Here is a 23,509-nt window from a genome sequence, read left to right on the forward strand (position 1 = left end):
CTAATTATAAATAAAGAATATAAAAATTATTAAGTCTACTAAAATATATTATTTTAAGTGGACTTTTTTTGTATAATAAGTTTAGCAGACCAAATATATGAAAAGAGTGAAATTGTATATGAGAAGTGATGATATAAAATTTGCTGATTTAACGAAAATATATAATGAATTATATTTTCCAAAGTGTAAAACATTAAATGTACAACAAACTGTTATAAGTAGAAAATCTAGAAAAATAATAAAAAAAATATATGATGAAAGATTTTTAGAGTATTTAGAAAAAAATAGTTTAGAAAGTGAAAAAAGTTTTTTTTGTGATGCAATAAGTCCAATACTGTCAAATAAAACTAGATTTTCTTATAAAACATTTTGTTTAATAGTTTTATTTTTATTAATTGAGGAGAGTAGTAATAATAATTTAGTTAAAAATATAATGAAAAATAATATAAATGAAAATGAATATATAGATTTAAACTTTTCTGAATATACAAAATTAGTAGATGATAGGTTAATTGAAGTAAAGAAAATTGCATTACATATATTTAAAGAGAAATCTAAAAATAAAAAAGAAATTCGTAGAATTATTAAGTGTATAAAATCTGAAAATTTAAGGTGTAAAAAGATTAAAGAAATTAATAAAATTGAAAGAGAAGATGAAGATTCTTTTGAGAAAGATTTAGATTATGGAATGAAAAGATCAATTGACATAGTAATGGAATATAGTAAGTTCATGGAAAGTAAAACTAAGGATATAGATAAAGAATTAGAAAATTTATTGAAAAATAAGATATTAAAAATGAATTACAAAAGTAAATGTAATCTAAATAGAAAAATTAAAAAAGAAATAATAAAGGAATATGAAAGGTTTAAAAAAAATAAGAATAATTCTATATTAGATAAATATACAAATGAAATAGCTTTAAGGAATCATATTACTGAAAAAGAGATATTAAAAATAAAAGAAAAAACTGGATTTTCATATTTGAAAGCTATGGAAATAGGAGAAGAAATACTTGAATTAGAAGACAAATATTAATATTCTTATTCAAAATTTTAGAAAATAGTATGTAAAAAGGATTCTTTTTGTGAGTAATAATTTAGTTATTACTCTTTATTTTTATATAAAATTGGATTAAAAATTTACTTTTTAATAAAAAATACTGTAAATTTTTTTGTAAACTTGTGTATTATGATTACCCTTAAAATAAAAGTGTAAGATAAATTTTAAGGAGTGATTAAAGTGGAAAAAAATATATTTAAAAATAAAAATGAAAGGGGATATAAAAAAATCTTTAAGAATAAAGATGAAACTTTACAATCGAATATTGATAAAAATTATGCAGAAAAAAAAGAGAGAAAGAATAAATTGAATAAAGTTAAAGAAAAAACATTTTTAGATTATTTTGAAGATAAAAAAGGGTTACATTATGAGGAAAGAAATAAAGAACTTTTTAAATATGGACTAAATTATAAAGAAAAAAATGATTACAATAAAGAAATAGATTATTTTAATAAGAGTTATATTAATATTAAAAATAAAAATCTAGTTCATAATGATATTGTAGAAGACATAATATCAAATAGAAATATAATTTTTAACAATTATTTGATGAAGTATGATGAAGAAAATGGTTGTTTTAGACAGCTAAGTGATCATAGAGCTGGTACTTACATTTATTCCAAAATTCTAAAGAATAAAATAAACTTTTTTAATGGAAATGATATTATAGGTATATTAAGACTGCTTAAAATACACCCAAGTATTCAGATTTATGAAGAAGATAAAAAAATAAATAAAAAATTTATTAATTGTAAGAATTGTGTTTTAAAAATAAATAAAAACGAAGATATTGATATTAAGGAACATAGTAAAAAGTATTTGTTTTTAAATGTTATTAATGCTAATTATTTAAAAAAATATGATTTTAAAAATTCTAGATTTAAAGTATTTATTGAAACATTAACTAATGGAGATGAAGAATTAATAATATTAATACGACAAGTTTTAGGATATTGTCTATCTAACTTTAATAATGCAAAAAAAGCATTTATATTTTATGGAAAGTCTAATACAGGGAAAAGTGTACTGTTAAATTTATTAATTAATATATGTGGAGAAAGCAATGTCTCAAATATAGAATTACAAAATCTAAATAAGAGAGAAAATATAGCAAGTTTATATGGTAAAAAATTAAATGTATGCAACGAATTACCAGACTATAAAATAACTGATACTGGCATATTTAAAGCTTTGGTTAGTGATAATGATAAAGTTACTGGTAAGGCATTATATAATAATCCATTTAGTTTTTATAATAAAGCAAAGTTAGTATTCGCATGTAATAATATTCCAACTATTAGCAATAATAAAAGCTTAGATTATAGTGCTTTTTTTAATAGATTAATAATTATTCCTTGTTTAAATAGTATACCTGAAGAAAAGCAAGATAAAAACCTCTTCAAAAAACTTTTGAAAGAAAGAGATTTAATTTTTTCATGGTCTATTGATGGATTACAACAATATATAGACAAAGGTAATAAATTTATAGAGCCTAATATTACAAAAAGGATGATGAAAGAATATATATCCTCAATAAATTTAGTAGATTCATTTATTAATGAATGTTGTAAATATGATGAAAATGAATATAGCTTTAAATATGAGGTTGAAGAATATTTTATAAATTATTACTCTGAAAAAAAAGGAGTAATGCCAAAGGATATAGAGTTAAAAGAACTTATAGATAAAATCAAAAAAAAATATTTATATAAGAGAATAAATAGAGATGGAGAAAATAAATATGGATTTTTAAATTTAAAAGTTTTTTATTAGATGTTGGAATTTTGGAATTTTCCACATAGGATTAAAGAAAAATTTAATTATATATTATTTTAGTGAAAGAAGAGGATTTTATGGAGATAAGTAATTTTGAAATTATTATTGAAATGATTAGTGAGGTTATAGAAGATATTATAAAAAAGGAGGAAGATTAAGTTGAAGAAGGCGGTTATATATGCAAGGGTAAGTACCATTGAACAGGCGGAAGAAGGATATAGTATAGACGCACAACTTAGTATGGTAAAAAATAAGTGTATAAGTGAAGGAAGAGAAGTAATTGATAGTTATGTTGATAGAGGAATAAGTGGTAAGTCTTTAAAAAACAGATTAGCTTTACAAAAATTATTAGAAGATATAAAGAAAGGTGGAATTGATGAAGTATGGGTATGGAAAACAAATAGATTGGCAAGGAATCATTTAGATTTATTAAATATGGTACACATATTTGATAAGTATAATGTAGGTTTTAAAAGTTGTACAGAACCATTTGAAACTAATACAGCAACAGGGAAATTATTATTAAATTTATTAGCTTCTATTGGAGAATTTGAGCGTGAAACAATTGTAGATAATGTAAAAATGGGGCATAAAGAACGAGCAAAAAGGGGGAAGTGGAATGGTGGCAGAGTTTTAGGGTATGATAGTGTGAGTTTGAACAATAATGAAGAGAAAAGAGTACTTGTTATAAATAAAGAAGAGGCTTTTGTAGTAAAGAAAATATATAATTCATATCTAAATGGATTAGGACTTAAAGCTATAACCAATATGTTAAATAAGGAGGGATATAAAACTAAGAAAAATAATTATTTTAATATAGTTGGAGTAAAAGAGATATTATTAAATCCAATATACTGTGGTAACATAAGATATAATTATAGAGAAAATTGGAGTGAGAAAAGAAGAAGAGGAATAAATAAAAATCCTATAATAGTAGAAGGAATACATGAAGCAATAATTTCTAAGGAGAAATGGGAAGAGGTTCAATGTATTTTTAAAAGTAAAAGTAAAAGACCAGCAAGAGTATTTGAAGGAAATTATCTTTTAACAGGATTATTAAAATGTCCTGTATGTGGAGCTTCGATGGTTGCTGGAAGAGTTAAAAGAAAACTAAAAAATGGAGAAGAAAAAGTGATACGATATTATCATTGTGGAAACTGGAGGAATAAAGGAAGTGCTGTTTGTAAAAGTAATGGAATACGTGCAGATAAAGCAGAAGAATTTATTATTGCTAAAATAAATAACATTTTAAAGAATGAAAATCTATTAAATGAAGCAATAGATAAATTTAATAAGAAAAATTTAGAAGGAATAGAGCCAGTAAAGAATGAAATAAAAATACTTGAAAATAAATTAAATAATTTAAATATAAAGAAAAATAAAATATTTGAATTATATGAAGATGGAATAGTAGATAAACAAATACTGAAAACAAGAATAGAAGAATTTGAAAGAGTAATTGAATTAGATTTTAAAAGAAAAAAAGAACTTGAAGAAAAAATAAAATATAATACAGTTACAAAAGTGAGTTTAGAAGATGTAAAATTAGTAATAAGCAAAATATCAGACATATTTAATGAGTTTAATAAGGATAATAAAAAAATGTTATTACATTTATTGATTGATAAAATAACAATGAATGAAAATAGAGAAATTAACTCAATAAGTATAAAATTTAATGATGAAGTAAATAAGCGATTTATTAAGTTAAATAAGGGTGAGCCATTGGGTTCACCCTTTTATTTTTATATAGAATTTTAAACAGAAATGAATAAAGCAATCAATAAATTTTACAAGACATAATTCAAATTACAAGACATAATAATTTAATTATATTTATAAAGGAGGATGTAAAATGAAAAAGTTTAAAAAATTGCATATTATTTTAAGAGAATACTTGATTTAGAGGCGTATTATAATATAAAAATGGAAAATGAAGATTTTAAAGGGATATATAAGAATATTGCTGATTTATTAGGAGAAGAAGCTACTATAAAACTATGTAAGAATTATAAAGGCAACAAATAACATTTTTCATGAGATTGTATTCTAAAGAATATGTTTTAAGGGATATAAAATATAAATATAATGGTAAAAATTTAACAGAGTTATCAAGGGAACTAGGTTATTCTGAAAGATGGATGAGAACGTTGGTTAATGAGATTAAGTAAATAAAGTTTTTTGAAAAATGTATTATATTAATGATTCATAAAGACTCCACATATAAATAGCAATTATTATAATTCAAAATATATAGTATAGTTATGGTATAACAATAATTTTATAATGAGGGTTTAAATTTATGGATAAAGAAAATAAACGTATTAAAATAATAAAGTTTCTTCAATGGAATGATAAAAATGGATATTAAAAAGATGAAGAATGTGATTTGGAAGAAGAACTTAGAATGACTTATGAAGATGCAGTTAAGTATGCAAAATAGGATAAGTTTTATGATAAGACATATGAAAAATTAACGTTATTAGTAAATAATGAAGATGTAATAGAAAATTTTATAGAAGTTTAATTTAAATATGCTATTACCTATAAATGTGGGTAATAGTTTTTGTTTTATATTAAATAAAGGGAACTAAATATTTACTATCTAATAATTAGCTCCCTTTTAAATTTTAAGGAGTGATGAAAAATGAAGAAAAGAATTAATTTGGTTTCAGTAAAGCTTGTTAAAGAGAAATCTATTTTATATGAAAAAAGGAAAATATTAAATCCAAATGATGCTTTTGAGTTAGGAAAGGAATTTTTAATAGATTTCGATAGAGAAAAAATGATTTTGCTTTGTCTAGACAGTAAGAATCAACCAACTAATATTACTACTATTAGTATAGGATGTTTAAATTCATCAATAGTTCATCCAAGGGAGGTATTTAAAATAGCTATATTAAGTAATTCAGCATCAATAATTGTATATCATAATCACCCTTCAGGAGATGTTAATCCTAGTAAAGAAGACATTAATGTAACTGAAAGATTAAAAGAGTCAGGAAAAATATTGGGTATAGAATTAATTGATCATTTAATAGTAGGCTTAAATGAAGAATACTATAGTTTTAAGGAAAAAGGAGGTATTTAGTATGTTTAACAAAGAAAATAGATATATAACAAAAGGGATTAGTGAAAATTTGGATTTAAGATTACAACTTATAATTTGGAATATGATTGATCATTTAAAAAAAGAAACAAAAGAAATAGATTATTTGCAAGTTTTTAAAATAGAAAAATTTAATAAGGGAATTATAATTGAACATAGTCAAGAAATTCCAGAATATAAAGAAAAATGTGTTTTACCTTTATTTAATATAGAAAGTAATGAAAATATAGAAATTTTAGTGATAGATGATTATGAATATTCAACAATGATGTTAGCAGAAGAATATTAGGATATGAAAATATAAGCCAAAAAAAGAGTTAAAAAAATGTTGTTTCAATGAAATATTTACAACAAAAACTAAAGCTATTTAGGTTAACCTAAATAGCTTTAGTCTTTTATATTAAATATATTTTTTTATATGAAAATATGGTAGAGTTTAATTAATATATGGATATTTTACATAAGTTATATATAGTTTGCGAAAAGAGGCATTTTTCTCGCGAAAAGTTAAGATTTATGATAATATGTAGCATGAAGCATTTTATTGAGATGTTCTTTATGCAAAGGAGATGAAGATTATTATGAAATTTAGCTATAAACCATTATGGAAGTTAATGATAGATAAAGAAATAAATAATCAGCAATTAATGATAAAAGCAAATATAAGTAAAAGTACTTTTTATAAATTGAAAAGTAATAAGAATGTTACAACTGATGTATTACTACGTATTTGTAATGAATTAAAGTGTAATATTTCAGAAATAATAGAATGTATTGATGATTAATAAAGATAGAAAGGTAGTTATAATAAATGAAAAAATATACAGTAATTGATCTATTTTCAGGGGCAGGAGGATTATCAAGAGGTTTTTATGATGCGGGATATGACGTTGTGTTAGGAATTGATTTTGATGAAAAAGCTTTAGAAACATTTTCTAAGAATCATGGTAATACAATGGCAATGAGATTAGATTTATTTAATCATGATAACATATCAGTTATAGCAAAAGAGTTTTATAAAAGACACAAAAATCTAGATATATTGGTTGGAGGACCACCATGTCAAGGATTCTCATTGGCTGGTAAAAGAGAGGAAAATGATGAAAGAAATATCTTATATAAAGCAATGGTAAAAACTGCTGAGCTAATGAAGCCTAAGGCTGTGGTATTAGAAAATGTTCCAGGAATGTTAACCCTATATAATGGACAGGGAAAAGATAGAATATTTAATGATTTTGGAAATCTTGGTTATAAAATGACAGTGAAAGTTTTATATGCTCCAGATTACGGAGTTCCTCAAATAAGAAAACGTGCTTTTTTTGTAGGAATATTGGATTCAAAATATGAATTTGAATTTCCAAAGCCAATATTAGAAGCTAAGGATTACGTTACTTGTGAAGATGCAATAGGAGATTTGCCAGCTTTAGAAGGGATATATGGGGATGAAGTTCAAGATTATTTAATAGAGCCATTGAGTGAATTTCAAAGGGAAATGCGTAATAATTCTAAGAAAATATATAATCATATTGGAACCATACATTCAGATAAGACAATTAAGATGATATCAATGGTACCGGAGGGGAAAAACTATAAAGCACTTCCTGAAAAATACAGAGTATTATATAAGTATAATGAAGCATTAACAAGATATCATAGTAAGAAACCATCACTTACAATAAATACAGGACATAGATCTCATTTTCATTATAAATATAATAGGATACCTACAGTTAGAGAAAGTGCAAGATTACAGTCATTTCCAGATGATTTTATTTTTTATGGTAATAAGTCTCAACAGTATAAGCAAGTAGGGAATGCTGTTCCTCCTAAGCTAGGGTTTGCAATAGCAAAGGAATTAAAAAAATACTTAGATTACGAGGTTAATAAGCATGGAAAATAAATATAAATTTATTGATTTATTTGCTGGATGTGGAGGATTGGAAGATGGTTTCTTACAAACTGGAAGATATGAGAGTGTAGCTTCTGTAGAGTGGCTATATCCACAGGTAGAAACGCTTAGAAATAGATTAAAGCATAAGTGGAATGAAAAAAATGCTGATGATAAAGTTTTATACTTTGATATTCAAAGGGAGAATGAGCTTTTTAAAGGTTGGGATAATGATGAAAAATATGGAAGTTCTCGTGGCTTGGATTATTATGTACAACAATATGGTGGTGTTGATGTAATAATAGGAGGACCTCCGTGTCAAGCATATTCAATTGCAGGAAGGGTACGCGATGAGAATGGAATGCATGATGATTATAGAAATTATTTATTTGAGCATTATTTAAGTGTTGTAAATAGGTATAAACCTAAAGCTTTTATTTTTGAAAATGTTCCAGGAATTTTAAGTGCAAAACCAAATGGGGTTAATATTATTGAAGAAATAACACATTCATTTAATAAAATTGGATATGTTATTGATAAAAACCTAAGAAAAAATGGGGTGATTAATTCAGTAGATTATGGGGTACCACAGAATAGAAAGAGGGTTATTATTCTTGGAATACGTAATGATATTTGTTTAGAAAAAGATGCAGAGGAAATAATTGATATGTTTTATTCCGTTATTTTACCTAAATATAAAAGTAATAGAATAATTACTGTTGGAGAAGCAATTGGAGATCTTAATAGGATAGAACCAGTTTGGGATGAATTATATCATAAAAAAAGAGTTGCATATAAATATAGAGAAAATGCTGTAAATTGGCATAAACCAAGATATCATAATATTAGAGATATGAAAATTTATTCTATGTTAGCAAAAGATATAGAGGTTGGAGAAAATAAGTATACTAATTCAAAGGCTATTACGAAGATTTATGAAGAAATGGTTGGTTCAAAATCACCAATCCATAGATATCATGTTTTGAAAAAAAATGAGCCAAGTACAACAATTATAGCGCACCTTTATAAAGATGGTAATAGATTTATACATTATGATTCTAAACAGGCTAGAAGTATAACTCCAAGAGAAGCTGCAAGGTTACAATCATTCGATGATGATTTTGAATTTATAGGGAGTCAAGGAAGTGTATTTCAAATGATTGGAAATGCTGTGCCACCTAAATTGGGAATGGCTTTAGGGAATGCATTAAAAGATTTATTGGATATGTTTATTTATGAGGAGGAGAAATAACTATGTATCATTATTTATATACGAATGATATGAGGGTATCAATGCTAGAAAATAAAGCAATGTATTTTGCTAAACTATTTTTAAATGATGAAGTACCATCTGCAAAAGAGAATAAATCACTTAATAATAATGCAAATACAATAGGATTTTATTTGAATTTAATTAATAAGGGAAAATGTGCGGAATTAGCAGCTGCTGGCAATGTAAGAAGTGTTTTACTTAATTTTATAAAAAAATTTCAATATCCAAATCCACGTACAAAAAATAGTTTAATAGATTGTAAAAATGATGGAATTAAAATAGCTCCATTAAGAGAAATTGTGAAATTGTTGTTTGTGGCTAAGCAGATAGATTCGGATGATGCGTATTTAACAAAAGATGAGGTTTTAGAATTTATTTTTTACAATGATAAAGTTGCAAAAAGTGAGAAAGTAGATAGGTATAAAGTATATTTAGATATTTTAAAATCAAGAGAAGTAAATGATAAAAGTAAGATTAATGTTAATACTAGTGATAGAGTATGGAAACATCAAGATAGGCAGATTGGAGAATTATTGTCCGTTTTAGATTGGTCTGGTTTTATTAAATATGATGATAGTAGAATAACATTAAAAGAAGCTACTCAAGAAAGTTCAGAATTTAAAGCTGAGTTATTGGATATACTAATGTATGAAAAATTTTGGGATTATGAAATACTTGATGATATAAATCTTGATGATGCAAAAAAAAATTATTTTGATTATATTGATAAAGATATAGTAGCTTATCAAGAAGAGAATATAAATAATTCAGTTTGTAATAATACAATAAAATTACCATACCAACGTATATTCTTTGGGGCTCCAGGTACTGGGAAAAGCTATTTATTAAATAAAGAGGCTATAGATAATTTTGGAAATAATTATGAGAGAGTTACTTTTCATCCAAATTATATGTATGGAAATTTTATAGGAACTTTCAAACCATTTCCAGTAGGAATTAAAGGTGAAGATGGAACTTGTTATGATGAGTTTGGAAACTTGAGGGAGCGTATAACATACAAATATATTCCAGGAGTTCTTATGAGAATTCTCGTAAAAGCTTTATTGAATTCTCATATAAATTATTTATTGATAATTGAGGAAATAAATAGAGCAAATGTGTCAGCTGTTTTTGGAGATTTCTTTCAGTTGCTAGATAGAAACGCAAATGGAGAAAGTGAATATTCTATATCCACTTCTGAAGATGTTAGAGTGTATTTGAAAGAACAAGTAAAAAATATTTCTGAAGAGAAAAAAAATTATATTCATTCAAAGCTTGGAGAGGATTATAGTAAATTAATATTGCCAAATAATCTTTATATTTGGGCAACAATGAATAGTGCTGATCAAGGAGTTATGCCTATGGATACAGCCTTTAAGAGAAGATGGGAATTTAAATATATAGGAGTAAATGAAGCTACCAAAAATACAAGTGATTTTGATAAGTATATGATGAAAATATCAAATAATAACATTGTGAAATGGAATGATTTTAGAACAGAAGTAAACGATAGGTTATCAAGTTATCGAATACCTGAAGATAAATTGATAGGACCGTATTTTATATCTAAGTCAATTCTTGAATGTGGAGATATTGATAAAATTACAGATGTAGTTAAGAATAAGGTGTTAATGTATCTTTATGAAGATGCTGGAAAAGCTTATAGGAATAATTTGTTTGTTGCAGAAAAAGCTAAAACATATTCAACCTTATGTAAAAATTTCGATGATAATGGTAGTAGCATATTCAGTAACCCGTTAGAACTTAATAGTATATCAAATGATAACAAAAATTATGATGAGAGTAATAGTTTATCAGATGAAGATCCTAATAATATTGATTGTGAGTAGGTGAAAAAATGAGAATACAGATTCTACAGGAATTAAAACCTTATTCTTTTTTTGAACTGAGAACATATTTAGGATTAGATGATCAGAAAACAAAAGATATATTAAAGTCTTTAACTTTAATGAATATAGTAAAAAAACTATCTAAAAATACTGAAAATGTTGAGTTAGAGGAATTGTTAGATGTTGAGTTTTTAGAAGAAGTAAATATGCGATTTGATGGAACTATGTATGTATTTAGGTTTGTTGGAATCCTTACAGTAGGGAATTGTTGCTTTATTTTATATCCTAAATATATCAAAAATATAGAAGATGATAAAAATAATAATTATAAAAAATTAAAGCAAATTGTTGAAGTAATAAGAAAATATAATTCAAAAGAACAAAATCAAAGCTTTAATGAAAACTCTGATTCTACAAGGTTTAATTTACTTTCGCTAACATTAGATTTAATTTATGATTATTATGAAAATGGTTTGTATAGTAATAATAGAACTATTATCGAAGAAAATGGAGTAGGAGAGATTTTATGGGATAAAACTATTAATGAAAGTAATATATATTTTTCTAATAAAACACCTATATATTTAAATTTATTTACTATAAATGATGAAATAAATGAAGATAATTTATTCAGGAGGCTTCATAGATGTATTCTTACACTTAGTTGTGAAGCGGTTGAAGATTTATTAAATATTTTAGATATTATACCAATTAAGTTATCATCTGAAATGATAGATGAGTTTGGAGATATTGATTATATTACATATTGCATAGATCAAGAATTAAGTCAGCAATTTATAACTAGAAATCAGAAAGTATTAAGTATGCTTAAAGATTATATAAATAGAAATGATAACTCTGATAGTAGTGATAGAATTTCTTTTGTTGGAACAAATAGTTTTAATTTAGTTTGGGAAGATGTGTGTTCTGTAGTTATGGATAATTGTTTAAATAAAACACTTGAAGAATTAAATTTAGATTCATATGAAGGTATAAAAAAGTCTTCACTATTAAAAGATATTATTCCTAAGCCTAGATGGACGCACTTAGAATCTAAAAAAGAACATTATGCAAATAAGAGCTTAATTCCAGATTTGGTTACAGTTAATAAAGATGGATTATCAATATATGATGCTAAGTATTATAAGATAAAATTAGATGAAAATGGTATTAAAAATCAACCCGGTGTAGGAGATATAACTAAGCAATATTTATACGAATTAGCATATAAAAAATTGGCAATTAAAAACAATATTGAAATCAAAGATAATGCATTTCTTATGCCAATAGATAGTAGTGAAGAAGTAGTAATTGGTTTTGTTAGTTTAGATATTTTTGATGAATTTTATAATTCGAGAAATTTAAATGATATTAAAGTTATATTGAAACCTTGTGAGGAAATGTATGATAAGTATTTAAGTATATAGTTAATGCAATAAAATATTATAATGTTTAGTGTTGGTGCATTAACGGTGAACCGTACCATAAATAGGTGCGGTTTTTTAGTTCATAAATATATATTTTTAGTAAATAATATTTTTATTTTATGATAAAGTTTAAATAACTCTAAACTTTCCCTTTTATATGCTAAATACTTGAATTTTTGATGTAAGATTAACTTATAAGTAAAAGAAAGTCATTAAACTTTTTTTTATCTAAATAATTAAATACTTTTTAACTTAAAGAATAAAAAGGAGGAAATTATTATGATAGCACCATTAAATGGTATTAAGGTTATTGACTGGACTCAAGTACAATCAGGTCCAGCTTGTACTCAGTTATTAGCTTGGTTAGGAGCTGATGTAATTAAAATTGAACGTCCTGGAACTGGAGATCCAACGCGTAGTGAGTTGCTTGATTTACCTGATTTAGACGGATTATATTTTTTACAACTTAATAGTAACAAGCGTTCAATAGAACTAGATATTAAAACTCCAGAAGGGAAAGAGATTTTAAAAAAACTTTTAAAAGATGCAGATATTTTTGTTGAAAATTTACATCCAGGAGCTGCAGATAAATTAGGCTTCTCTTGGGAAGAAGTCCATAAATTAAATCCTCGTCTTATATATGGTTCTATAAAAGGATTTAATCCTGATTCACCTTATGCAAACGTTAAGGCTTTTGAACCAGTTGCACAATGTGCCGGTGGAGCTGCAGCTACAACTGGATGGTGGAATGGAGAATGTAATATTCCAACTCAATCAGGAGCTGCACTTGGAGATAGTAATACAGGAATGCATTTGGTAATAGGGCTGCTTGCAGCATTGATGCAAAGAGAAAAAACAGGTGAAGGCTGTTTTGTATACCAATCAATGCAAGAAGCCGTGTTAAACTTATGTAGAGTAAAACTTCGTGATCAATTAATTTTAGAACATACAGGAACACTAAAACACTTCCCTGGATATCCTGAAGATAAAATAGGAGATACAGTACCTCGTTATGGTAATGCAGAAGGTGGACAAGTGCTTGGTTGGTGTTATAAGTGTAAAGGTTGGGAAAACGATTCCAATGCATATGTTTATATTGTTTTACAAAATGAGGACAAGGCATTTGCTAAGGCTTGCGAAGGTCTTGGAAAACCAGAATGGATTACAGATCCAAAATTTAATACTCCTGCAGCTCGTAACTTGGTTAAACAAGAAATCTATAAAGAAATTGAAAAATATACAATAAATAAAGATAAATTTGAAGTTATAGAAGAGTTAAGTAAATTTGGTGTTCCATGTGGTCCAGTATTAAGTATGGCTGAAATAGAAAAAGATGAATCACTTCGTAAATGTGGAACACTTGTAGAGGTAGAACAACCTGGACGTGGAAAATTCTTGACAATAGGTTGTCCACCAAAATTCTCAAGCTATACTCCTGAAATTAAAAAAGCTCCTCTTCTTGGAGAACATACAGATGAAATTTTAAAAGATATTGGATACTCTGAACAAGAGATATCTATGTTACGTGATAAACACGTTATATGTAAATAGATAATTTTAGTTTTGTGGTAATTGTATACAATTACCGCAAAATTATTTATCGTAAGTATTAAATTTCATATTTAGGAGGTAATTATGGATATTAATCAAAATAATAATTTAACAGATGGAATGCATATTCTTGTTGAAGCTTTTAAAAAGAATGGAATTAATACTATATATGGAGTAGTAGGTATACCTGTAACTGACCTTGCAAGACATGCTCAAAAAGAAGGAATTCGTTATATAGGTTTTAGACATGAGCAATCAGCAGGAAATGCTGCAGCTATAACTGGATATTTAACAAAAAAACCTGGAATTTGTTTAACTGTTTCAGCTCCAGGATTTTTAAATGGATTAACCGCACTTGCTAATGCAACTGTTAATGGATTTCCAATGATTCAAATTAGTGGATCTAGTGATAGGTCTATTATTGATTTGCAACAAGGAGATTATGAGGAATTAGATCAAATGAATATAGCAAAACCTTTTGTAAAAAAAGCATATAGAATTAATAAACCTGAAGATATAGGTATTGGTTTGGCTAGAGCTATTCGTGCTGCTACATCAGGAAGACCTGGTGGAGTTTATTTAGATGTAACAACTAAATTATTATCAACTGTAATGGATAAGGTCGAAGCTGATAAGACACTTTTTACTGTTGAGGATATTTCACCTAAGGTTATTCCTTCAATTGATTCAATTGATAAAGCTTTAAAATTACTTTCTGAAGCAAAAAAACCATTAATTATTTTAGGAAAAGGTGCTGCTTATTCACAGGCAGATAATGATATTAAAGAATTTATAGAAAAAACAGGAATTCCTTTTTTACCAATGTCTATGGCAAAGGGACTACTTCCAGATGATCATTCACAATGTGCAGCAGCAGCTCGTTCATTTGTTCTAAAAAATGCTGATGTTGTTGTATTATTAGGAGCTCGTTTAAATTGGCTATTACAGCATGGTAAAGGAAAGCATTGGAATCCTGATGTTAAGTTTATACAACTTGAAATAGATCCAAAAGAAATAGATAGTAATCGCAAAATTGAAGCACCAGTAGTTGGTGATATAGTTTCTAGTATGAAACTTATGGTGAAGGGGTTATCAGATAATATAGTTAAAGCTGAGCAATCCTGGATAAATGATATTGAAGAACATAAGAAAGTTAATGTAGAAAAGATGTCAACTAAATTAAATACAGAAACAAATCCAATGAATTTCTTCAATGCTCTTAAAGTTGTTAAAGAAGTTGTTGATGATAATAAGGACATATATCTTGTTAATGAAGGTGCAAATACATTAGATGATACAAGAAATGTTGTAAATATGTATTATCCTCGTAGACGTTTAGATTGTGGAACTTGGGGAGTTATGGGAATTGGAATGGGTTTTGCAATAGGTGCTGCTGTTACAAGTGGTAAGAGAGTACTTGCAATAGAAGGAGATAGTGCTTTTGGTTTTAGTGGTATGGAAATTAGTACTATATGTGAATACAAGCTTCCTGTTACAATTGTAGTATTTAATAATGGTGGAATATATCGTGGAGATCATGTTAATTTAAGTGGTGGATCAGATCCTTCTCCAACAACACTAATGGCTTCATCAAGATATGATAAATTAATAGAAGCTTTTGGTGGAGTTTCTCACAATGTTACAACACCTGAAGAATTAAAAAATGCAATTAAAGATGGAATAAATTCATCAAAACCAACTTTAATTAACTGTGTAATAGATCCAAAAGTAGGAACAGAGAGTGGTCATATTTCATCCTTAAATCCTAAAAATAAAGTTGGAAATTAATATTTTAATTAAAGGGAGTTGATAGTATGTGGGACATTATTATGAAAGACATAGTTCCGATTTTTGTAATTATGTTTTTAGGATTCTATTCTGGAAAAAGAAAAGCTTTTACTCCAGAAAATGCTAGAATATTTAATAAATTAGTTCTTAATTACGCACTACCTGCAGCTTTATTTGCATCAATAGTAAAAGCAAACAGACACATGTTATTTGTAGATATTAAATTAACCATTGTAAGTATAGTTGTTATTGTAGGAGTTTTTATGTGGTCATTTTATGGGTGTTATAAATTTTTTAAACACACTAAAGCAGAGGCTGCAATATGTGCATTGATTGCTGGTTCTCCAACAATTGGATTCTTAGGTTTTGCTGTTTTGGAACCTATATTTGGAACAACAGCAGATACAGGATTAGTTGTTGCAATTGTATCAATTGTAGTTAATGCCATTACTATACCTATAGGTTTAGCATTACTTAATCCTGGCGGAAATAAAGAAGTTGTACAAGATACTGCTGATATTAGTTGTGAAACAGGAATAAAAAAAGAATTTGATGTGTTTGAGAGAGATTTAAAGAATCTTGAAAAAAATCCTATTATTAGTGCTTTAAAGCAACCAGTTGCATGGGCACCTATATTAGCTGTTATTATTGTTTTACTAGGAATTGAATTTCCACCAATACTTTATCCTAACTTTGAACTTATAGCTAAGGCAAACTCTGGTGTTGCTGTATTTGCTGCAGGTTTAACTTTATCAGGATTAAAGTTTGAGTTTGATAAGGAGATTATTTATAATACTTTTGTTAAATTAATACTTATGCCAGGGCTTTTATTAATTGTAGGATTACTTGTAAAATTAGATCCAACTCATCTTCAAATGCTTGTACTTGCTGGAGCTTTACCACCTGCATTTTCAGGTATTATTATTAGTAGCCGTTATCAGACATATGTTCGTACTGGTACATCTTCATTAGCTGTAAGTGTACTATTGTTTATAATTGCTGCACCATTCTGGATTTGGATAACAAATATGGTTTCAACAATGAGCTTTTAAATGAGCAAAAATCTTTTTCTATTAAATATTATAAAAGAGAAATATAATATAATAAAAAAGATTTATAAAGTATTAATTTTTACTGGGTACTTATAAGTAGAATGAGTCTTACAAAAGTTAAGTTATATAAATAAATAGCAATATAAAGATTTTATGAAAAAGCAATTAGTTTATGTGACTAAATTTGCGTAATAATTATTTAACACAAGTGTTAAGGAAAGGATTTTAAATAATTTTATCTTAAATTATTTAAAATCCTTTTACTTTATAAAAAATTTAGATAAGAATTTATTTCAACTTTAAAGAAATTTTATATAGTAATTAAAGTTTGTAATAATAAAAATTATAAAGAATGAGAATATTTATATATGAGTACATTTATATAAAAAGGGAGGTAATAAATTGAGTAAAGTTTTATATATTAAAGCAAATAATAAACCAGAGGGAGAATCAAGAACCTTTAAAGTATCTGATTATTTTATAGAAGAATATAAAAATAATAATCCAAATGATGAAATAATCACATTAGATTTGTATAAAGAAAATATAGAATTCTTACAATTAAAAGATTTAGAAAAATTATTTGGAGTAAAGGATGAAAATAAAGAAAAAGAGTCTTTATTAAAATATTCTTATCAATTTAAAGATGCTGATAAATATGTAATTGCAGCTCCAATGTGGAATTTAAGTATACCTGCTATATTAAAGGCGTATATAGACTATATTAGTGTTTCTGGAATTACATTTAAGTATACTGAAGAGGGACCAATAGGATTGTTAAAAAATAAAAAGGCTATACATATAGTTTCAAGAGGTGGGGAGTATTTTAATTCACCATATGAAATGGGAGATAGATATTTAAGAACAATACTTGGATTTCTTGGAATAAAAGATATTCAAACAATAGCTATGGAAAATCTTGATGTTTTAGGAATTGATATTGAAGAAAAAATATTAGAAGGTAAAAATAAAGCAAGAGAGGTAGCTAAAAGCTTTTAATTAATTATAAAAATAGTATCTCTTTAGAGATACTATTTTTTGTTTAGAATCCATTTTTTTTAGCGTCTATACCACTTTCGTTTATGCCAGGTTCTTTAGTAGTTGTTGTAAATTTATTTTTTGACCATTGATTCTGAGTTTTATGGCCATTAGATAAATAGTTTTCTTTAGTGTATTCTCTTTTATGTTTACTATTCATAAAATATCACCTCTTTCAACATTATGTTATGAAGAAATAAAGAAAATTATATTAAGAAATAAAAGGTTATTTAATTTTCTTAATATTACATATAGCAATAATTAAGATTTGTATTGATATTATATATGATATAATATCAACATAAATTTTAATAAGTTTGGAGGATGCATGTATGTTTACAAGAGAAGAACTTTTAACTATTAAAGATGCATTTAAAATTGCTGATGAAAAATATATTAATTTAATAGAAGAAAATAAAAACAATCGAAAGAAAGTTGTGGCGTATAATAGACAACAGAAAAAGTTATGGCTAGTTCAAAATAAATTAAATAAGTTAATAGAAGAAATTAAGTAATTTAATAAATTATCTTGTAATTTATAAATAAAAAATCCCTAATATTAAATAATAATATTAGAGATTTTTTATAATACTAAAGATTGAATATTTTTTACATAAAACTTATAAGATATACTTTTGAAAAATTATTAACTATATATTGTAGATTATAATTTTTTTATTGCTATTTAATACAGTTTAAATACTTAAAAGAAGTGTATTGTTTTAGAGGTTAAGTGTATTACAAAAAGATAATTAAATATATAAACTTATTATAATATTATAAATTTTAGATATTATTTATATTATGATTTTTTATGACTATTATAATTAGATTTAATACATTAAATTTTTAAAAACATATTAAGTAAATCTACAATTAAGTCAAATAAATATGTTTAATATATTAGATATGATGATAAATAGTAAAAAATATAGTATTTAATTAAATTTCTATATAAGTATATCAAAATAAGTTTAAGCCAAAATAAAATAGTATTAAAAAAGTATTTAAGTGTATTAAATAAAAAAAGTTTAATATTAAAAAATAATGCGTAAACCTTTAAATTACACACTTAACAAGATTTTGATACTTATTAATACAAAAATTTGGCACGATAATTGCTAAATAAATAAGTGAACATTATAAATTGTTCAAGAAAGGTTAATGTATAAAAATTTATAATAATTATTTTGGTTACAATTTATTTTAAAAAGAACTTATTTATAAATTTTATCGTAACAAATAAAAAATAGGAGGTATACATATGGTAGGAATTATTCTTGCTAGTCACGGTGATTTTGCTAAAGGCATCTTACAATCAGGTTCAATGATTTTTGGAGAACAAAAAAACGTGCAAGCTGTTACTTTGATGCCGAGTGAAGGTCCTGATGACATTAAAGCAAAAATGAAAGATGCAATTGCATCCTTTGACAGCCAAGATGAGGTTTTATTCTTAGTTGATCTTTGGGGCGGTACGCCATTTAACCAAGCAAATAGTCTATTTGAAGAACATAAAGATAAATGGGCAATTGTTGCTGGTATGAATTTACCAATGGTTATTGAAGCTTATGGAGCACGTCTTTCAATGGAATCTGCACAAGAAATTGCAGCTAGCATTATAAGCTCAGCTAAAGAAGGGGTTAAGGTTAAACCAGAAGCATTAGAACCAGCTAATGATGATAAACAAAATTCAGGTTCAGTTAAGCAGTCTAATGCGGGTACACCTGGATCATTTGAATACGTTTTAGCTCGTATTGATTCTCGTTTACTACATGGTCAAGTAGCAACTGCTTGGACAAAAACTACACAACCAACAAGAATTATTGTTGTATCAGATGCAGTAGCTAGAGATGAACTTCGTAAGAAATTAATTCAACAAGCTGCTCCTCCAGGAGTTAAAGCTCATGTTGTTCCTATTAATCAAATGATTAAGCTTGCAAAAGATGATCAGCATTTTGGAGGACAACGTGCGATGCTTCTTTTTGAAAATCCAGAAGATTTACTTAGAGCAGTAGAAGGTGGAGTACCTATAAAGACAGTTAATGTTGGATCTATGGCTCACTCTGCTGGTAAAGTTCAACCAAATAAAGTTCTTGCTTTTAGTCAAGAAGATATTGATACTTTTGAAAAACTTAAAAAAGCTGGATTGAATTTTGATGTTCGTAAAGTTCCAAATGATTCAAAAGGAAATATGGACGAAATTCTTAAAAAAGCACAAGATGAATTAAATAAATTAAAATAAGTATATTTATTTTAATAAAAAAAGGAGGATTACATAGTGGATCTAAATATAATTCAAATAATATTAGTTATTATTGTTGCGTTTTTAGCTGGGATGGGAGGAATCCTAGATGAATTCCAATTTCATCAACCTCTAGTTGCGTGTACTTTAATTGGTCTAGTTACAGGTAACTTAATACCATGTTTAATATTAGGTGGTAGTTTACAAATGATTGCTTTAGGTTGGGCAAATATAGGTGCTGCGGTAGCGCCTGATGCTGCATTAGCATCTGTCGCAGCTGCAATTATTTTAGTTCTTGGTGGTCAAGGTAGAGCTGGAATTGATGCAGCTATAGCTATAGCAATTCCATTAGCAGTTGCAGGATTATTATTAACAATTATTTGTCGTACAATTGCAACAGCATTCGTACACTTTATGGATGCGGCTGCAAAAGAAGGAAATATTAGAAAAGTTGAAATGTGGCAAATCATTGCTATTTGTATGCAAGGTATACGTATAGCTCTTCCAGCAGCATTAATTTTATTAATTGGTTCTGGTCCTATTAGTGCATTACTTAACGCTATGCCAGCTTGGTTAACAGACGGTTTAGCAGTAGGTGGTGGAATGGTTGTAGCTGTTGGTTATGCAATGGTAATCAACATGATGGCAACAAAAGAAGTATGGCCATTCTTTGCAATTGGTTTTGTATTAGCAACTATTCCTCAAATTACACTTATGGGATTAGGTGCAATCGGTGTATCTATAGCTCTTATTTACTTAGCACTTAGCAAAAAAGGCGGTTCAGGTAATGGCGGATCAAATACAGGAGATCCAATAGGCGATATTATCGATAATTATTAGGAAGGGAGAGAAGACGAAAATGGAAAAAAAATTAAAGTTAACAAAAAAAGATCGTCTTTCTATTTGGTGGCGTTCAACTTTCATTCAAGGATCTTGGAACTATGAAAGAATGCAAAACGGTGGTTGGGCATTTTCATTAATTCCAGCAATCAAAAAATTATATAAAACTAAAGAAGAAAGATCAGCTGCATTAACACGTCACTTAGAATTCTTTAATACTCACCCATATGTAGCTTCACCTATTATTGGGGTAACATTAGCATTAGAAGAAGATCGTGCAAATGGATCACCTGTGGATGATGTAACTATTCAAGGTGTTAAAGTTGGTATGATGGGACCTTTAGCAGGTATTGGAGATCCAGTTTTCTGGTTTACTGTTAGACCTATATTAGGAGCATTAGGTGCTTCACTTGCTATGGCAGGTAATATTCTTGGACCTATTATATTCTTCTTTGCTTGGAATATCATACGTATGGCATTTACTTGGTATACACAAGAGCTTGGATATAAAGCTGGTTCTCGTATTACAGAAGATTTATCAGGTAACTTATTACAAGATATTACAAAAGGTGCATCTATACTTGGTATGTTCATCTTAGGATCATTAGTTAATAGATGGGTATCTATTAAGTTCACACCAGTAATATCATCTGTTCAGTTAAGTAAAGGTGCTTTCATAGATTGGGCTAACCTTCCAGCTGGAGCAGAAGGTATAAAAGAAGCGTTAATTCAACAATCAGCTGGTTTATCATTAACTACTGATAAAGTTACAACATTACAAAGTAACTTAGATTCATTAATACCTGGACTTGCAGGATTATTATTAACACTTCTTTGCATGTGGTTACTTAAGAAAAAAGTATCTCCAATTGTTATTATTCTTGCTTTATTCGTAATCGGAATTGTTTTCCACTTAATAGGTTTAATGTAATATTTTTACTTAGCCTGGGTTAGTGTAATATTTTTTACTTAGCCTAGGCTTTTTACATAAATAATTTAAAGTTAATTTTAGAATGATAACTTTTATGATATTATGAAATTAAAAAAAGCATTATTTAACTTATAATTTAAATTAAATAATTAGATAAGTTTATAAATTAATTAACAATAAAATTACTGGTTTTTGTAAGTGATTTTTAATTATTTGAATAAATACATAATTATAAAAAGATATATATACTAAGTGAAAAGAGGTAAAGATATGGTTAAATCAATAAATACAAAGGTAGATTTAGTAATTGATGCAACAGCTTTTACAGGCTTGACTGATTATGGGCAAATAATGATTGGTGATAAAGGTTTTGAATTTTATAATTCTCGTGATATTAGAAAATTTATTCAAATTCCTTGGGAAGAAGTTGATTATGTTATTGTATCTGTAATATTTAAGGGAAAGTGGATTCCACGATATGCAATTCAAACTAAGAAAAATGGTACATATTCCTTTTCATCTAAAGATCCAAAGAAAGTACTTCGTGCTATTAGAGAATATATTGATCCAAATCATATAGTTAAGTCATTAAGCTTTTTTGATGTTTTAAAAAGATCTGTAAAATCAATATTTAATAAAAAATAATATTAAATAGTTTGTACTTAGTATAATATAAGGTTTATACAAAATGAAAAACTATAATATATAAATATACATTATATAATGATATTAAATTTAATAATATAATCTTATTACAATTATTTTTGAAATATAATTAAAAAATATTTTATATAAAAGTGTATTACGAATACAAAAGCAAGGCGTTTCTGAGGGTGAGAAGCGCTTTTGTATTTATAAGATAAATTTAGTATTAATAGTAAGAAGATTATTATTTAAATTATAAGATAATAATTAAATAAACATTATTTTATAATTATTATAGTAATAAAAATTATTAATAAGCTTTATAAATAAGAAGTTATACCTTTTAGTACTATAAATATAAAATATTATAATGAGAGTATCTTAGATAAGTTTTTATAATATTTTATATTTATATATCATTAAAGGTATAATTATCTAAATAAAATTTATACATATAATTTTATATTTAAAAGATTTTTAGTAATTATAAAAATTATTTAATAAAAGCTTAAATTTTATATTTCATGTATACTTTTATAAATATTAATTAATATAAATTTAAGTAACTTGAATATTTAAGTTAGATATGTACTTATAGATAAGATAAACTAATTACTGAATAAAGAATTTATAATGCATATTTCGATGTAAAGAAAGGTATAAAATTACAAATAAGTTTAATAAAGATGTATATTTATAGAAAACTTAGCCTAGTATATCAATACATGAAAAATAAAGAAAAAGTAAGAAAAAATGAATATAATAATAATAAACTTATTTTTGAACATAATTTTAAGTAAAAAGTTACAAAAAAGTATATATAATTACATACATCGGATGTGCCGAACGAAATATCGAAAGATAAAAATAGTTTTATTAAAAAAATAAAAAAACTATTGACATTGTTCGATGCATATGATAAGATAAACAAGTCGCTTGAGGGCGACGAGATAAAATGGTCTTTGAAAATTGAACAGAATATAGAAATACATTTAGAACCAGCAATTCTTTTTACAAGTAAGTTTTAAGAGCGAGATTA

Annotated in this window: 21 protein-coding genes; 20 read left to right on the forward strand and 1 reads right to left on the reverse strand. The window is 26.2% G+C overall.

Going from position 1 to position 23,509, the window contains the following annotated elements; translation table 11 throughout:
* Window positions 1-97 precede the first annotated feature (97 nt).
* From AC4FQW_RS12945 to AC4FQW_RS13010, 14 genes are all read left to right on the forward strand, one after another.
* On the forward strand, window positions 98-1,036 hold the full coding sequence (locus AC4FQW_RS12945) for a hypothetical protein (RefSeq protein ID WP_491149470.1): 939 nt from the start codon (window positions 98-100) through the stop codon (window positions 1,034-1,036).
* Window positions 1,037-1,240: 204 nt separating this feature from the next.
* Window positions 1,241-2,833 (forward strand): DNA primase family protein, encoded by a 1,593-nt coding sequence (locus AC4FQW_RS12950; protein ID WP_491149472.1) that lies wholly within the window; start codon window positions 1,241-1,243, stop codon window positions 2,831-2,833.
* Between the two features lie 162 nt (window positions 2,834-2,995).
* On the forward strand, window positions 2,996-4,597 hold the full coding sequence (locus AC4FQW_RS12955) for a recombinase family protein (RefSeq protein WP_491149474.1): 1,602 nt from the start codon (window positions 2,996-2,998) through the stop codon (window positions 4,595-4,597).
* Between the two features lie 886 nt (window positions 4,598-5,483).
* Window positions 5,484-5,927, forward strand: a complete 444-nt coding sequence (locus AC4FQW_RS12960) for a JAB domain-containing protein (protein ID WP_491149475.1) — start codon at window positions 5,484-5,486, stop codon at window positions 5,925-5,927.
* 1 nt (window position 5,928) lies between these two features.
* Window positions 5,929-6,234, forward strand: coding sequence for a DUF960 family protein (locus AC4FQW_RS12965; protein WP_491149476.1), 306 nt, complete (start codon window positions 5,929-5,931; stop codon window positions 6,232-6,234).
* Between the two features lie 292 nt (window positions 6,235-6,526).
* Window positions 6,527-6,730, forward strand: a complete 204-nt coding sequence (locus tag AC4FQW_RS12970) for a helix-turn-helix domain-containing protein (protein WP_491149478.1) — start codon at window positions 6,527-6,529, stop codon at window positions 6,728-6,730.
* Between the two features lie 26 nt (window positions 6,731-6,756).
* On the forward strand, window positions 6,757-7,845 hold the full coding sequence (locus AC4FQW_RS12975) for a DNA cytosine methyltransferase (RefSeq protein WP_491149479.1): 1,089 nt from the start codon (window positions 6,757-6,759) through the stop codon (window positions 7,843-7,845).
* Window positions 7,835-9,085, forward strand: coding sequence for a DNA cytosine methyltransferase (locus AC4FQW_RS12980; RefSeq protein WP_491149481.1), 1,251 nt, complete (start codon window positions 7,835-7,837; stop codon window positions 9,083-9,085). The genes AC4FQW_RS12975 and AC4FQW_RS12980 overlap by 11 nt, the downstream gene beginning before the upstream one ends.
* A gap of 2 nt (window positions 9,086-9,087) precedes the next feature.
* The gene (locus AC4FQW_RS12985; protein WP_491149482.1) at window positions 9,088-10,956 is read left to right on the forward strand and encodes an AAA family ATPase; all 1,869 of its coding nucleotides are present in this window, start codon (window positions 9,088-9,090) and stop codon (window positions 10,954-10,956) included.
* Between the two features lie 8 nt (window positions 10,957-10,964).
* Window positions 10,965-12,383, forward strand: a complete 1,419-nt coding sequence (locus AC4FQW_RS12990) for an LlaJI family restriction endonuclease (RefSeq protein WP_491149483.1) — start codon at window positions 10,965-10,967, stop codon at window positions 12,381-12,383.
* 279 nt (window positions 12,384-12,662) lie between these two features.
* Complete coding sequence (gene frc, locus AC4FQW_RS12995) at window positions 12,663-13,934, forward strand: formyl-CoA transferase (protein WP_491149485.1); 1,272 nt, start codon at window positions 12,663-12,665, stop codon at window positions 13,932-13,934.
* Window positions 13,935-14,018: 84 nt separating this feature from the next.
* Window positions 14,019-15,722 carry an oxalyl-CoA decarboxylase gene (gene oxc, locus AC4FQW_RS13000; RefSeq protein WP_491149486.1) on the forward strand — a complete coding sequence of 568 codons (1,704 nt, stop codon included), beginning with the start codon at window positions 14,019-14,021 and terminating at the stop codon, window positions 15,720-15,722.
* Window positions 15,723-15,748: 26 nt separating this feature from the next.
* Window positions 15,749-16,774, forward strand: a complete 1,026-nt coding sequence (locus tag AC4FQW_RS13005; RefSeq protein WP_491149488.1) for an AEC family transporter — start codon at window positions 15,749-15,751, stop codon at window positions 16,772-16,774.
* Window positions 16,775-17,176: 402 nt separating this feature from the next.
* Complete coding sequence (locus AC4FQW_RS13010; RefSeq protein WP_491149490.1) at window positions 17,177-17,773, forward strand: FMN-dependent NADH-azoreductase; 597 nt, start codon at window positions 17,177-17,179, stop codon at window positions 17,771-17,773.
* Window positions 17,774-17,816: 43 nt separating this feature from the next.
* Here AC4FQW_RS13010 and AC4FQW_RS13015 read toward each other — a convergent pair whose 3' ends face one another.
* Entirely contained in the window at window positions 17,817-17,972 is a 156-nt protein-coding gene (locus AC4FQW_RS13015; protein ID WP_491149492.1) for a hypothetical protein, read from the reverse strand.
* Between the two features lie 172 nt (window positions 17,973-18,144).
* Between AC4FQW_RS13015 and AC4FQW_RS13020 the strand changes: the two genes are divergently transcribed.
* From AC4FQW_RS13020 to AC4FQW_RS13045, 6 genes are all read left to right on the forward strand, one after another.
* Window positions 18,145-18,327, forward strand: a complete 183-nt coding sequence (locus tag AC4FQW_RS13020) for a hypothetical protein (protein WP_491149493.1) — start codon at window positions 18,145-18,147, stop codon at window positions 18,325-18,327.
* Between the two features lie 749 nt (window positions 18,328-19,076).
* Complete coding sequence (locus AC4FQW_RS13025) at window positions 19,077-20,054, forward strand: mannose/fructose/sorbose PTS transporter subunit IIA (protein WP_287569977.1); 978 nt, start codon at window positions 19,077-19,079, stop codon at window positions 20,052-20,054.
* 36 nt (window positions 20,055-20,090) lie between these two features.
* Window positions 20,091-20,894 carry a mannose/fructose/sorbose family PTS transporter subunit IIC gene (locus tag AC4FQW_RS13030; protein WP_287569974.1) on the forward strand — a complete coding sequence of 268 codons (804 nt, stop codon included), beginning with the start codon at window positions 20,091-20,093 and terminating at the stop codon, window positions 20,892-20,894.
* 19 nt (window positions 20,895-20,913) lie between these two features.
* Window positions 20,914-21,825 (forward strand): PTS system mannose/fructose/sorbose family transporter subunit IID, encoded by a 912-nt coding sequence (locus tag AC4FQW_RS13035; protein ID WP_491149496.1) that lies wholly within the window; start codon window positions 20,914-20,916, stop codon window positions 21,823-21,825.
* A 270-nt stretch (window positions 21,826-22,095) separates the two neighbouring features.
* Window positions 22,096-22,470 (forward strand): DUF956 family protein, encoded by a 375-nt coding sequence (locus tag AC4FQW_RS13040; RefSeq protein WP_491149498.1) that lies wholly within the window; start codon window positions 22,096-22,098, stop codon window positions 22,468-22,470.
* Window positions 22,471-23,309: 839 nt separating this feature from the next.
* Window positions 23,310-23,498: a hypothetical protein gene (locus AC4FQW_RS13045; RefSeq protein WP_491149499.1), complete on the forward strand. Its 189-nt coding sequence runs from the start codon at window positions 23,310-23,312 to the stop codon at window positions 23,496-23,498.
* Window positions 23,499-23,509: the final 11 nt, after the last annotated feature.

It is taken from the genome of Clostridium sp. TJA085 (assembly GCF_058310235.1).